Annotated in this window: 13 protein-coding genes; 9 read left to right on the top strand and 4 right to left on the bottom strand. The window is 63.1% G+C overall.

Annotated features, from left to right (window positions below):
- The 3 genes from MK745_RS13035 to MK745_RS13045 form a co-directional block, all read left to right on the top strand.
- Positions 1–969, top strand: a 969-nt coding sequence (locus MK745_RS13035; RefSeq protein WP_243613741.1) for a DUF2156 domain-containing protein, incomplete at its 5' end; no start/stop codon positions are given.
- 34 nt (positions 970–1,003) lie between these two features.
- Positions 1,004–2,017: a betaine--homocysteine S-methyltransferase gene (bmt, locus tag MK745_RS13040; protein WP_243613742.1), complete on the top strand. Its 1,014-nt coding sequence runs from the start codon at positions 1,004–1,006 to the stop codon at positions 2,015–2,017.
- 187 nt (positions 2,018–2,204) lie between these two features.
- Positions 2,205–2,459 (top strand): hypothetical protein, encoded by a 255-nt coding sequence (locus MK745_RS13045; RefSeq protein WP_243613743.1) that lies wholly within the window; start codon positions 2,205–2,207, stop codon positions 2,457–2,459.
- A 7-nt stretch (positions 2,460–2,466) separates the two neighbouring features.
- On the opposite strand, the gene MK745_RS13050 is transcribed toward MK745_RS13045, so the two are convergent.
- Positions 2,467–3,561, bottom strand: a complete 1,095-nt coding sequence (locus MK745_RS13050; protein ID WP_243613744.1) for a PA0069 family radical SAM protein — start codon at positions 3,559–3,561, stop codon at positions 2,467–2,469.
- Positions 3,562–3,764: 203 nt separating this feature from the next.
- Here MK745_RS13050 and MK745_RS13055 point away from each other — a divergent pair, with 203 nt between their 5' ends.
- Both MK745_RS13055 and MK745_RS13060 read left to right on the top strand, forming a co-directional pair.
- Complete coding sequence (locus MK745_RS13055) at positions 3,765–4,463, top strand: corrinoid protein (protein WP_243613745.1); 699 nt, start codon at positions 3,765–3,767, stop codon at positions 4,461–4,463.
- Positions 4,464–4,538: 75 nt separating this feature from the next.
- Positions 4,539–5,177 carry a DUF1638 domain-containing protein gene (locus tag MK745_RS13060; RefSeq protein ID WP_243613746.1) on the top strand — a complete coding sequence of 213 codons (639 nt, stop codon included), beginning with the start codon at positions 4,539–4,541 and terminating at the stop codon, positions 5,175–5,177.
- Positions 5,178–5,181: 4 nt separating this feature from the next.
- Here the strand turns inward: MK745_RS13060 and MK745_RS13065 are convergent, their stop codons facing one another.
- Entirely contained in the window at positions 5,182–5,868 is a 687-nt protein-coding gene (locus MK745_RS13065; RefSeq protein ID WP_243613747.1) for a hypothetical protein, read from the bottom strand.
- Between the two features lie 96 nt (positions 5,869–5,964).
- Complete coding sequence (locus tag MK745_RS13070) at positions 5,965–6,588, bottom strand: helix-turn-helix domain-containing protein (protein WP_243613748.1); 624 nt, start codon at positions 6,586–6,588, stop codon at positions 5,965–5,967.
- 65 nt (positions 6,589–6,653) lie between these two features.
- On the opposite strand from MK745_RS13070, the gene MK745_RS13075 reads away from it, so the two are divergent.
- The 4 genes from MK745_RS13075 (at position 6,654) to MK745_RS13090 (ending at position 10,482) form a co-directional block, all read left to right on the top strand.
- Entirely contained in the window at positions 6,654–8,177 is a 1,524-nt protein-coding gene (locus MK745_RS13075) for a class I adenylate-forming enzyme family protein (protein ID WP_243613749.1), read from the top strand.
- Positions 8,174–8,815 carry a DsbA family oxidoreductase gene (locus MK745_RS13080; RefSeq protein ID WP_243613750.1) on the top strand — a complete coding sequence of 214 codons (642 nt, stop codon included), beginning with the start codon at positions 8,174–8,176 and terminating at the stop codon, positions 8,813–8,815. The genes MK745_RS13075 and MK745_RS13080 overlap by 4 nt, the downstream gene beginning before the upstream one ends.
- Positions 8,812–9,201 (top strand): potassium channel family protein, encoded by a 390-nt coding sequence (locus tag MK745_RS13085; protein ID WP_243613751.1) that lies wholly within the window; start codon positions 8,812–8,814, stop codon positions 9,199–9,201. The genes MK745_RS13080 and MK745_RS13085 overlap by 4 nt, the downstream gene beginning before the upstream one ends.
- A gap of 72 nt (positions 9,202–9,273) precedes the next feature.
- The gene (locus MK745_RS13090; RefSeq protein WP_243613752.1) at positions 9,274–10,482 is read left to right on the top strand and encodes a multidrug effflux MFS transporter; all 1,209 of its coding nucleotides are present in this window, start codon (positions 9,274–9,276) and stop codon (positions 10,480–10,482) included.
- Positions 10,483–10,608: 126 nt separating this feature from the next.
- On the opposite strand, the gene mfd is transcribed toward MK745_RS13090, so the two are convergent.
- Positions 10,609–14,061, bottom strand: coding sequence for a transcription-repair coupling factor (mfd, locus tag MK745_RS13095; RefSeq protein WP_243613753.1), 3,453 nt, complete (start codon positions 14,059–14,061; stop codon positions 10,609–10,611).
- Positions 14,062–14,064 lie beyond the last annotated feature (3 nt).

Raw genomic sequence — 14,064 nt, forward strand, 5'->3', positions numbered from 1 at the left:
CCACTTACCACCCCCCGCCCGACACCAAGCGCGCGGGCGGAACTTGGCGTCTTGCGCCAGAACGGCGGCGCCATGGTCGAGGTTGGGCGCGGAACCTGTGGTCTTGTCGCCTCCGGACAGACCCTTGTCGCGCTGTTCGATCCCTGTCACGCCCACATTGGCCAACTCGCTGCGCCCCTTCAGCGCAAAGCGCGGGCGCAGAACCGCATCGCCTGCGCCTACAAGATCACCGCGCGCCACGCCGCCCATGCCCGCCGCGCTGGCTGGGCTGTGCTTCATGTCGCCGATGAGGCCGTGATCGACACCGCGCGCCATGACCTGCAAGGCCCGGCCCATCGCCAGTTGCGCCGCAAACTCCGCCATGCCGAGGCCGCCGGTCTTGTGATCGTTCAGGGCGGGCCGCTCCCGATACGGGCGATGACCGCGGTCGCCGCCGCGTGGGACGCAACGCACGGCCCCGCGCGCGGGTTCTCCATGGGCCGCTTTGATCCGACCTATCTCCGCCATCAAATCGTTTTCCTTGCTTGGCAGGGCAAGACGCTGCTTGGCTTTATCTCGCTTCACCGCGCGGGCCACGAATGGTGCCTAGACCTCATGCGCGCGCGCCCCGACGCCCCGGATGGCACCATGCACGCCCTTGTCCACGCCGCAATCCTTGCCGCGCGCGCCGCGGACGTGCCCTGTCTCTCGCTCGCGGCCGTGCCTGCAAAAGCCCCTTTCGCGCGCCCCATCGAGACCCGCTTGCGCCGCCTTGTCGATCGGGCCTCCGGCGGCGCGGGCCTACGTCAGTTCAAGACCTGCTTTGCCCCCCGTTGGCAACCGCTCTACATGGCCGCCCCAACAGGGGCCCACCTCGCCCTTGCCGCTTGCGATCTCGCCCGCACCATCCGCGCCGCGCCGACGCCCGGCGCCCCACCGCTTCATAATCAACATGAGGAAAAACCCATTGCTCCCGTGGGTGTCTCGTGACATTCCTGCGCGCGACAATTGAGTGGAGACTCCGATGAGCGACGCACTGAGCAAGATGCTGGCAACCCGCGACTGGATCATGGCCGATGGCGCCACCGGCACCAATCTCTTCAACATGGGCCTTGAATCCGGTGACGCCCCGGAATTCTGGAACGAGACCCATCCCGACCGCATCAAGAAACTCTACAGCTTTGCCGTCGACAACGGCTCCGACCTGTTTCTGACCAACTCCTTTGGCGGCAACGCCTCCCGCCTCAAGCTCCACAATGCCGGCCACCGCGCCCGCGAACTCTCGCGCATCTCGGCCGAACTTGGCCGCGAAGTGGCCGATGCGGCGGGGCGTCCCGTCATCGTCGCCGGCTCTGTCGGCCCCACTGGCGAGATCATGGAACCCGTTGGCGCGCTGTCTCATGCCGCCGCCGTCGAGATGTTCCACGAACAGGCCGAGGGCCTCAAGGAAGGCGGCGCCGATGTGCTCTGGCTCGAAACCATCTCGGCCCCCGAGGAATACCGCGCCGCCGCCGAGGCCTTCGCGCTTGCCGATATGCCCTGGTGCGGCACCATGAGCTTTGACACTGCCGGACGCACCATGATGGGCGTCACCAGTCAGGACATGGTGCAGCTTGTCGAGAGCCTTCCCAACCCGCCGCTCGCCTATGGGGCCAACTGCGGCACCGGCGCTTCCGACCTGCTGCGCACCGTGCTCGGTTTTGCCGCCCAAGGTGTCGAACGCCCGATCATCGCCAAGGGCAACGCCGGCATCCCGAAATATGTCGATGGCCATATCCACTATGACGGCACGCCCGAGCTCATGGGCGATTACGCTGTCATGGCGCGCGATTGCGGCGCGACGATCATCGGCGGCTGCTGCGGCACCATGCCGGAACACCTCGCCTCGATGAAAGAAGCGCTGGAAACCCGCCCGCGCGGCCCCCGCCCGACGCTCGACCAGATCACCGCCGCGCTCGGCCCGTTCTCCTCGGCCAGCGACGGCACGGGCGACGACGCCGCCGCGCCCGCCCGCCGGAGCCGCCGCCGTCGCGGCTAAAGCGCCCAGAAAATGTACATGAAGTGGCCGGTTCCAAAGGGGACCGGCCTTTTTCGTCGGGCCAAATGGTCGCAATTTGACCTAGATCACGGCCCCATCCCTCGGCTGACCCAAAGTAAACATATCTGCTTGCACGGGGGCTGGCACCGATGCTGGCCCCGCCTTTGACACCGAGAGGGAGAAAGACATGAGTATCCTTTTTGACAAGATGACCCCCGCCGCCCGCGAACTGGCCGAACACAAGCTGCGCGCCGAAGGCATCCTTGCCCCCGATGCGCCGCTTGAATACGCATTCGAGGTGCTGCCCAACGAACGCACCGCGCTTGAAAAGGCGCGCGAGGCCTATGACACAAAGATCGCCGCCTGCGTGGACGACGAAAGCCTTGCCGCCATGGCGATCGAAAAGGCCCGCTGCGTCCACCGCGAGCGCGCCGCGCTTTAGACGCCGCCTAGAACAACGCTGGTTGTTCTAGGGTGCCAAGCGGCACCTCGAACCGGTCACAGGCGAGCGCCGGAAGGCGTTCGGCAAGGCCTTCTTTCTGCATGGTAAGCCGCGCCCGCGCGGCGATCATCTCGGCATATGGCCCTTCACCCCGCATGCGTTTGCCGAAAGCAGCGTCATAAGCCTTGCCGCCATGCATTTCGCGCACCCTTGCCATGATCCGCGCCGCACGATCCGGAAACGCCTCGACAAGCCACTCTTCCCAAAGCCCCGCAACCTCGCGCGGCAGGCGCAACATGATCCAACTTGCCGCCCGCGCCCCGGCCTCTCGTCCGGCGGCAAACACCGCCTCGATCTCCGTATCGGTCAACCCCGGCACAATCGGCGCCATCATGACACGCACCGGAATTCCCGCCTCTGCCAAGGCCCGGATCGTCGCAAGCCGGCGCGCGGGCGCAGGCACCCGCGGCTCCATCGCCCGCGCGATCCCCGCGTCGAGCGTCGTCACCGACACCCCCACATGCACAAGCCCCTCTGCCGCCATCGGCGCAAGGATGTCGATATCGCGCTCAATCAGGCTCCCCTTGGTGACGATGGCAACCGGGTGGCGAAAATCGCGCAACACCTCGAGACAGGCGCGCATGATTCCCTGATCGCGCTCCACCGGCTGATAGGCGTCTGTATTGGTGCCGATGGCAATCGGCGCGACGGTGTATCCCTTCCGGCTCAAGGTCTTGCGCAGGATCTCCGCCGCATTGGGCCGCCCGATAAGGCGGGTCTCGAAATCAAGCCCCGGCGACAGGCCAAGCCACGCATGCGAAGGCCGCGCAAAACAATAGACACAGCCATGCTCACAGCCGCGATAAGGGTTCACCGACCGATCAAAGGGGACATCTGGCGAGGTGTTGCGAGTCAGGATGCTGCGCGCCGCCTCTAGCCGGAGATCGGTGCGAAACGCCGCCCGCACTTCGGGAATGTCCCATCCGTCCCAGCTTTCCTCGCGCGAAGGTTCAAACCGGCCGCTGCGATTGCTCACCGCGCCGCGCCCACGTCGCCTTTCCGTCCCGATTGGGGCGGGGCTGTGTCCTGTCCAGTCTTGCATGCCTCAAAGCTGGAACAAAAAGAGAACATTTGCAAGCAACCTCACCATGTCCATGAGGACATTTCACACCGCACCCGCCATTTTGTCGCTATAAGTCGGTCTCAGCATGAGCCATGTCGCAATTATGACAGTCCGATTCCGTCAAAATTTGCATCTCTGCATAAGTTACATACCGGCGGGGGCCGGCGAAAAGAGGAACGCCCATGTCCGAAGAAGAAGACATCATCCTGTCCGAACTCGACGATGAAGAACTTGTCCAACAGATGTTCGACGACCTCTACGACGGTCTCAAGGAAGAGATCGAAGAGGGCGTGAACATCCTGATCGAACGCGGTTGGGCACCCTACAAGGTGCTGACCGAGGCGCTCGTGGGCGGCATGACCATCGTCGGTGCAGACTTCCGTGACGGCATCTTGTTCGTGCCCGAAGTGCTTCTGGCCGCGAACGCGATGAAAGGTGGCATGGCCATCCTGAAGCCGCTTCTCGCCGAAACCGGCGCGCCGCGCGTTGGCAAGATGGTCATCGGCACCGTCAAAGGCGACATCCACGACATCGGCAAGAACCTTGTGGCGATGATGATGGAAGGCGCTGGCTTTGAGGTCGTCGACATCGGCATCAACACGCCGGTCGAGGAATATCTCGAGGCGCTCGCCGCAGAAGAGCCCGACATCCTCGGCATGTCCGCCCTGCTGACCACCACCATGCCTTACATGAAGGTGGTGATCGACACGCTGGTGGAACAAGGCAAGCGCGATGACTATATCGTTCTCGTGGGTGGCGCGCCGCTCAACGAGGAATTCGGCAAGGCCATTGGCGCAGACGCCTATTGCCGCGACGCCGCCGTGGCCGTGGAAACCGCCAAGGATTGGGTCGGCCGCAAGCACAACCAGATGAACGCCTGATCCGGCATCCCCGGTCAAGGCGACAGGCCCGTCCGCTCATGCGCGGGCGGGCCTGTTTCGTTTCAGGAGGACGCGATGAAAGCGCCATCGGACGAAACCCTGACCCGTGAAGGGCTCGACCTCGACACACGGGCCGCCTCCGTTCTGGTGATCGCCTGCGGTGCGTTGGCCCGCGAGATCATCGCCCTGCGCGACGCCAATGGCTGGGATCATATCGCCCTGACCTGCCTGCCCGCGATCCTCCACAACCATCCCGAACGCATAACAGACGCTGTGCGCGCCGCCGTGGCCGGGCATAGCAACACCTATGAGTCGATCTTCGTCGCCTATGCCGATTGCGGCACCGGCGGCACGCTACAGGCCGCCTGCGAAGAGATGGGCGTCGAGATGATCCGCGGCCCGCATTGCTATGCCTTCTTCGAAGGTCTCGACCGCTTTGCCGAGATTGCCGAGGACGAGTTCGACGCCTTCTACCTCACGGATTTCCTCGTCCGCCAGTTCGACGCCTTCGTGTGGAAACCCATGGGCCTCGACCGCCACCCCGAACTGCGCGACATGTATTTCGCCCACTACCGCAAGCTCGTCTACCAAGCCCAGACCGACGACCCTGCCCTGACCGAAAAGGCCCGCGCCTGCGCCGACCGTCTCGGCCTCGAATTCGAGCGTCGCTTTACCGGCTACGGCGATCTGGAAACCGCGCTCCGAGACGTTTGAGGCGTCATTCCGCGTCCATATAGACTGCACCGCCGCAGACGATATCCTTGCCCGCACGGTTCGCGATCTCCGTCCGCAATGCCGCTTCGTTCTTGAAGGTCAGGTCAAAGGTGATCTGCGGCACGCCGTTCGCATCCGTTGGCGCGCCCACAGAGAGAAGCTCTTCCACCGCCGCCTTCGCGTGATCAATCACTTCGGCATCGTAGAGAAGAAGATCACGCGTGCAGGCATTGACCTCGTCCTGCCTTGCCTTCGCGACGGGACGCATATTCTTTTCCTCGTCATACAAAGCGATCTTGCTGACAGCCTTGTCGGTCTCGGAGATCACCTCACCCACACCAAGCACCTTCAGGGCCGGGAGCGTCCCCGACAGATGTGTGCCATCCGGCGAATAAGGCTCGCCAACGCCGTCAATCGCGTCCCAATCGAACCCGGTGAAATCAATCCCGACATGGCTCTTATAGATCCACTGCATCAGGAACACGGCATTGTTCGAGGTCCCAAGCCCCTCTTTCACGACGATGACGGAATTGGCCGACCGGTTCTCGGCAACCTGCAACACGCTCTTGAGCGTCGGCTTCTGGACCGTGGCGACCAATCCCACGTCCATATCATTCTGTTTCAAATCATAGACATAGAAACCAAGCCCGCCCAAGGCGATACCAAGCACAACGATCAAAATACGTTCCATTGCGTTTCCCTTCCAAGAACTTGCGTTTAAATCCTTCCGAGAGACTACAACGAAAACGACCGATCTCTACTTAAAATTGTGCAAAAACTGCGCCTGTCAGACCAGCGACGTCACCCAGAGGATCGTCGCATCCTCGTCTGAGACCGACACCACGTTATGGCCCATCGAGGCATCGTAATAGGCGCTGTCGCCGCGGCGCATTTCGACCGGCTCGTAGAACTCGGTGAAAAGCCGCACAACCCCGGTCAGCACATAGAGAAATTCTTCGCCATCATGGCGCACCCAGCCGTCGAAATCCTCCATCGACCGCGCCCGGACCCGCGCACGATAAGGCAGCATGGATTTCTTGGTAAGCGTCTCGGCCAGAAGCTCGTGCTCATAGGTCGTTGTCGTCTGCTGCACGCCCTCACCGGTCTTGACCACCGACATGCGCCCGTTGACTTGTGCCTTGCGCGGCGGCGTAAAGAGTTGTGGCACAGAGATATCAAGCCCCACAGCCAGCTTCTTCAGCGCCTCATAGGTCGGCGACATCTGCCCGTTCTCGATCTTCGAAAGCGTCGACCGCGCAAGCCCCGCCTCGCGCGCCGCATGTTCGAGCGTCCAATTGCGCTCTTTGCGCAACTCGCGCACGCGCTGCCCGAGGTCAAGCGGCTCGGCCAACTCCTGCTGCCCGCTTTCGCGCGCCACACGGATAAGGCTCTTGGGGTCTCTGTCTGTCATGGACAGCACTTATAGCGCCACCGCCCCCCCTTGCAACCGCATCCCTGCGGGCCTACCAAGACGCCATGCAGTCCCTCTTCGACCAAGGCGCATCCGCCCCCGCCCCCACCTCTTTCAACATGGCCGCCCATGTGCTGGCCCATGCCGAACGGCTTGCCGACAAACCCGCGCTGATCGTGATGGGCATGGATGGGGCCGACACATGGAGCTACCGCGCCATGGAAGCCGCCGTGCGCGGCACTGGCACGGGGCTTTTGCAGGCGGGTCTGAAACCGGGCGACATCGTGCTGATGCGCCTCGGAAATAATGTAGAATTCCCCATCGCCTATCTCGGCGCGATTGCCGCCGGTCTCGTCCCGGTGCCGACCTCCTCGCAACTGACCGCACCGGAAGTCGCCAAGATGGTGGCCGAATTGTCCCCCGGCGCGATCCTGCGCGACCCCGAGATCGCCTGCCCCGACACGCCGGACACGCCGCAGATCGACACCGCCGCGCTTGACGCGATGCGCGCCCTGCCGCCCTGCGCCTATGACATGGGTGACCCCGACCGCCTCGGCTATATCATCTATACCTCCGGCACCTCCGGTAGCCCCCGTGCCGTCTGCCATGCCCACCGCGCCATCTGGGCCCGCCGCATGATGCACGAGGGCTGGTACGGGCTGCACGAAGAAGATCGCCTGATGCACGCGGGCGCCTTCAACTGGACCTTTACCCTCGGCACCGGCCTGATGGACCCGTGGTCCGTCGGCGCCACCGCCCTGATCCCTGCCAAAGGCGTGGCCTTCGACGCGCTTCCGGGGCTGCTCGCAGCACACAAGGCGACGATCTTCGCCGCCGCACCCGGCGTTTATCGCAAGATCCTCTCCGATCACCCCGACATTCACCTCCCCGACCTGCGCCACGGGCTGACCGCCGGGGAAAAGCTCTCCGAGACCACCCGCGAAGAGTGGTTCGAGGCCACGGGCACCGCCCTTTATGAGGCCTACGGCATGTCGGAATGCTCGACCTTCATCTCGGCAAGCCCCTCCGCCCCGGCCCACCCGCACACGCTTGGCCGCCCCCAAGACGGCCGCCGCATCGCGATCCTCGACGAGGACGGCACCCCCGTGCCGATCGGCGAAGAAGGCGTCATCGCGGTTTCTCGCCGCGATCCCGGCCTCATGCTCGGCTATTTCAACGCCCCCGAGGACACCGCCGCGCGCTTTGTCGATGATTGGTTCCTGACCGGCGACCGCGGCACCATGGCCGAGGATTTCTATATCTCTTACGCCGGCCGCAACGATGACATGATGAACGCCGGCGGCTTCCGCGTCTCTCCGCTCGAGGTTGAATCCGTGCTCTCGCGCCACCCCGGTATCGAGACCGTCGCCGTCACCGATGTGGAGATCAAAGCCGACACCCGCATCATCGCCGCCTTCTACACCGGCCCCGCCGCCCTCGACGAAACCGATCTGGCGGCATTTGCCGCCGAGCGCCTCGCGCGCTACAAACAACCGCGGCTGTTCCGTCACATGGAGACGCTGCCCACGAACCCCAACGGCAAACTCAGCCGCCGCACCCTGCGCGAAACCTTCAAGGCCAATTCATGATCAAACTCGACATCCTCTCCGACCCGATCTGCCCCTGGTGCTACATCGGCAAGATCCGCCTTGAAAAGGCGCTGGCCGAGGTCAAGGATCATCCCTTCGCCATCGAATGGCACCCGTTCCAACTCAACCCCGACATGCCGCGCGAAGGCATGGACCGGCGCACCTATCTCGAGGCGAAATTCGGCGGCAAGGAAAACGCCGTCAAAACCTATGCCGAGATTGACGCCCATGCCCGCCAGGAAGGCATCGAGATGGACCTCGCGGCCATCGCCCGCACGCCCAACACGCTCGACGCCCACCGCCTGATCCACTGGGCCGGGATCGAGGACAAACAGGGCGCCGTCGTGGATGCCCTCTTTGCCGCCTATTTCGAACAGGGCCGCGACATTGGCGACACCGAAGTGCTCTGCGATATCGCCGATAGCGCAGGCCTTGACGGGGCCGTGACCGCGCGCCTCTTGCAAACCGATGAGGACGTGGACCTGATCCGGCGCCGCGATGCCCATAGCCGCGAGATGGGCGTGTCCTCGGTCCCGACTTTCATCGTCGCCAACCAGCACGCCGTCCCCGGTGCGCAGCCCACCGATCTCTGGCTCAAGGTGATCGGCGAATTGAAAGAGCAACAGGCCGCAGAATGACGCCCGGAGAACGCCTGTTCCAACTCCTCCTTCTGATCGCGCCCATGATCGGCGCGGGCACGGTGTTCTTCCATTTCGTGGAAGGCTGGAGCTGGATCGACTCCTATTTCTTCTCCGTCATCACGCTCTCAACTGTCGGCTATGGCTCCCTCGTCCCCGCGACGGTGCTCGGCAAGATCGGCACCACGGTCTTTATCTTTTTCGGGCTTGGCATCTTCGCCTATGTGATCCAACAATTCGGCAAGCTTTCCGCCGAACGTCAGGCCGCCCACTCCGAATGGCTCATCGCCCGGCTCGGCCATCACAAGGCCCCGGCAGAGCCGCATGCCGACAACGCCGATACCGAACCCGGCCCCGACCATCATCCGCCCGCCGCCAACCGCTAGGGCAGTCCGCTTTTTCGCCTTTCCATGTGCGCGGGGGGATGATCCGCCCGCAATTTTCCGAGTCTCAGACCCATGTCCCAGCTTCCGATCTCTCGCACCGAATTCATCGCGCTCTGCGCCATGATGTTCGCCACCATCGCGTTTTCCATCGACGCGATGCTTCCCGCCCTGCCCGAGATCGGCCGCGAACTCAGCCCCGACAACCTCAACCGCGCCCAACTCATCATCACGAGCTTTGTGCTCGGGATGGGCATCGGCACGCTCTTCGCAGGCCCGCTGGCCGACGCCTTCGGACGCAAGCCCGTGCTGATCGCAGGGGCGCTCCTCTATTCCGTCTGTGCCTTCCTCGGCTGGCAGAGCGATAGTCTCGAACTGGTCCTCGCCGCGCGGCTTTTCCAAGGCATCGGCGCCGCCGGTCCCCGTGTCGTCACCCTCGCCATCATCCGCGACCTGTTCGCGGGCCGCGAAATGGCCAAGATCGTCTCCTTCGTGATGATGGTCTTTACCCTCGTCCCCGCCATCGCCCCGACGCTCGGCGCCGGCATCATCGCGCTCAGTAGCTGGCGCGGCATCTTCTTCGCTTTCATCATCTTCTCGACGATCTCGATCCTCTGGCTCGGCCTGCGCCTGCCCGAACCGCTCGCCCGCGAAGACCGCCGCCCCCTGCGCCTTGCGCTTCTGTGGTCGGGCCTCATCGAGATGATGCGCCTGCCCGTGGTGCGTGCCTCGGTCATTATCCAGTGCTTTAGCTTCGCCGTCCTCTTCGCGACCATCTCCTCGGTCCAGCAGATCTACGACATCACCTTCGGACGCGGCGACGAGTTCCCCTATTGGTTCGGCGCCATTGCGCTCCTGTCCGGCTCGGCAGGCTTCATCAACGCCCGCGTCGTGATGCGGCTCGGTATGCGTTATATCGTGACCTTCGCCCTCGGCGCACAGGTGCTCTTGTCATCCATGATGATCCTTGCCGACATGACCCTCCCCGTCGGTACACTGCTCTTTGCCGTGTTCCTCGTCTGGAAAACCTCGATCTTCTTTCAGGTCGGCCTCTCGCTCGGCAATCTCAACGCCATGGCGATGGAGCCGCTCGGCCATATGGCCGGCACCGCCGCCTCCGTGATGGGCGCGATTGCGACGGTCTGCGGCGCGGTGCTCGCGGTGCCGATCGGCCTCGCCTTCAACGGCACCCCCCTGCCGCTGGCCATGGGGGTCTGTGCCTTCTCCATCGCGGGGTTCTCCGTCATCCTCTGGCTGCGCCGCGCCGAAGAGCACGGCACCTGAGCCACGCGCGCTTGCGCGGGGCCCAAACCGCTTGCCCGCCTGCGTTAACCAGAACGGTGCGTTAACCCATCCCGACAGACGCAATACAGATGCAATACCGACGTTATACCGACGTCGGTATTGCCGTTAACTTTTCTTGGCTTTCTTCTTCTCAGCGACGAGTTTTTCCGCCAGATCACGGGCAATCGCAAAGGCGCCCTTGATCTTGTCGCTGTCCTTCTTCCAGTCCCGGCGCACCACGATCTTGTTGTCCTTGACCTTGGCCAGCCCCTTTTGGTTCTGGATGAACTCCACAAGCCCCTGCGGCGAGGCAAACTTGTCGTTGTGGAACTGAATCGTCGCGCCTTTCGGCCCACCGTCGAGCTTGGAAATCCCGGCGCGTTTGCACATGTCCTTGATCCGCACGATAAGGAGCAAGGTATTGACTTCCTTCGGCAATTTTCCGAACCGGTCAATCAATTCCGCGGCAAAGCCTTCCAACTCGACCTTGCTATGCAGCCCGCTCAGGCGACGATAGAGCCCAAGGCGCACATCGAGATCCGGCACATAGGCCTCGGGGATCAGGACAGGCACACCAAGGTTGATCTGCGGCGCCCATTGATCGTCCGCTTCCGTGAGCCCCTCCATCTCGCCCGCCTTGATCTTGGCAATCGCCTCTTCAAGCATCGACTGGTAAAGTTCATAACCCACATCGCGCATCTGACCCGATTGTTCCTCGCCAAGGAGGTTGCCCGCCCCACGAATATCAAGGTCTTGAGATGCAAGGGTAAATCCGGCCCCAAGCGTGTCGAGTGAGCCAAGCACCCGAAGCCGTTTCTCCGCCGCAGGGGTCAGTTTCGCACGCGCTTTCGTCGTCAGATAGGCATAGGCCCGCGTTTTCGAGCGGCCCACCCGCCCCCGGATTTGGTAGAGCTGCGACAGGCCAAACATATCCGCGCGATGCACAACCATCGTGTTCGCCGTCGGAATATCGAGGCCGGATTCAACGATCGTCGTCGCAAGAAGCACGTCATATTTGCCATCATAAAAGGCGTTCATGCGATCATCCAACTCGCCCGCCGCCATCTGCCCATGCGCCACGACGAAACTGACCTCCGGCACATGATCGCGCAAAAACGCTTCGATATCAGGCAGATCGCTGATCCGCGGCACGACATAGAAACTCTGCTCGCCCCGGTAATGCTCCCTTAACAGGGCCTCGCGTATGGTGACCGCGTCGAACTCGCTGACATAGGTGCGAATGGCAAGGCGGTCGACGGGCGGCGTGCCAATGATCGACAGGTCGCGCACGCCAGAAAGCGAAAGTTGCAGGGTCCGCGGGATCGGCGTCGCCGTCAGCGTCAACACATGCACGTCCGAGCGCATCTGTTTAAGCCGCTCTTTATGCGCGACGCCGAAATGCTGTTCCTCGTCGATGATGAGCAGGCCAAGGTTCTGAAACTTGATCGACTTCGCGAGGAGAGCGTGGGTGCCAATGACAATATCGACCGTCCCGCGGGAAATCCCTTCGCGTGTCTTCTCGGCCTCTTTTGCCGAGACAAAGCGCGACAAGGCCCTGACTTCCAACGGAAAACCACGGAAGCGCTCTTTGAACCCCTTGGCATGTTGCCGCGCCAAAAGCGTCGTCGGCGCGATCACCGCAACCTGCATCCCCGCCATCGCCGCGATGAACGCCGCGCGCATCGCCACCTCGGTCTTGCCGAACCCCACATCGCCACAGACAAGCCGATCCATCGGCGTCCCCGACCCAAGATCCGTCAACACGTCCTCAATGGCGCGCAGCTGGTCATCGGTCTCGGTATAGGGGAAGCGCGCCGCAAACTCTTCCCAGGCATGATGCTGCGGCTCCATGACCGGCGCTTTGCGCAGCGCCCGCTCCGCCGCCACCCGAATAAGCCGGTCCGCCATCTCGCGGATGCGCTCCTTGAGCTTGGCCTTCTTGGCCTGCCACGCCCCGCCGCCAAGCCGATCCAGAAGCCCTTCATCATGGCCATATTTCGAGAGCAGTTCGATATTCTCGACCGGCAGGTAGAGCTTTGAATTCTCTGCATATTCAAGACTGAGACATTCATGGGCGGCACCCGCCGCCGTGATGACCTCAAGCCCGTGATAGCGGCCAATCCCGTGGTCCACATGCACCACAAGGTCGCCCGGCGCGAGGCTCTGCGCTTCCGTGAGGAAATTCTCCGCCCGCCGTTTCTTACGCGGCGCCCGGATGAGACGGTCGCCAAGCACGTCTTGCTCGGAAATGACCGTGAGGCCCGGCGTCTCAAACCCATGCTCCAACGCCCAAACCGCGAGGTATAGCCCGCTCTTGCCAATCCGGGTCGCATCCGTGACGGCAATCGTCTCGGCAAGCCCCTCATCCTCGATCAGCCCCATAAGCCGCTCGCGCGCGCCTTCCGAATAGGAGGCGACAAGCACCGGCCCCTCGGGAAGCTTCTTTCGAATATGATCCGCCAGCGCTTTGAAAAGGCTTATGTTTTCTTGTTGCCGCTCGGGCGAGAAGTTGCGCCCGATGCGCCCACCGGCATCAATCGCGCCGGGACCAGAGGCCTGCGGCAGCGGCTTGAACTTCAACAGCCGCCGGTCCGCAACCGCCGACTCCCACGCATCGTCTTCGATATAAAGAAGCTCCGGCGGCACGGGCTTATACACCGTGTCGAGCCGCGCTTTCTGGGCTAGGGCAAGACGGCGGGTCTCATATTGATCCTCGACCATCTCCCAACGCGCAAGACGCGCTGCATCTACTTGATCGTCCACGGAAATTACCGCGTTCGGCACATAATCAAACAGGGTCTCGAGCCGTTCATGGAAGAACGGCAACCAGTGTTCGACACCCTGATGTTTGCGCCCGGCGCTGACCGCCTCATAGAGCGGATCATCCGTGCCCGCCGCGCCAAATTCGATGCGATAATTCTGTCGGAACCGCCGGATCGCCGCCTCGTCAAGGATCACCTCCGAAACGGGTGCCAACTCCACGAGGTCGAGCTTCTCCGTCGTCCGCTGTGTCGCCGGATCAAACCGCCGCGCCCCGTCAAGCACATCACCAAACAGGTCGAGCCGCACAGGCCCGCCCTCGCCCGGCGGGAAGATGTCGATGATGCCGCCCCGGATCGCATAGTCCCCGGGCTCCATCACGGTCGGCGCCTGCACGAACCCCATACGCACAAGGAACCCCCGGAGCGCCGCTTCGTCGATCTGATAGCCCACCCGCGCGGTAAACGCTGCCTCGCGCAGAACCTCGCGCGCCGGGATCTTCTGGGTCGCGGCGTTGAGCGTGGTCAGGAGAATGAACTTCTCCGGCATCCCATGCACAAGCCCCGCCAGCGTCGCCATCCGCGCCGCCGAGATATCGGCATTGGGCGACACCCGATCATAGGGAAGGCAATCCCAGCCCGGAAAATGCACCACCGGCATATCCGGGCGAAAAAACGCCAGCGCCGCCCGCAGGCTCGCCAATCGCTTGTCATCGCGCGCGACGTGAAGCACCGGCCCGCCGGATTTCTCTACCTCGTCAAGGATCAGGCGGGCGTCAAACCCCTCGGGGGCGCCGCCGACGGTGATGTGCTGTGTCATTGC

This window comes from Shimia aestuarii, assembly GCF_022814865.1.
Classification (GTDB): Bacteria; Pseudomonadota; Alphaproteobacteria; order Rhodobacterales; family Rhodobacteraceae; genus Shimia; species Shimia aestuarii_A.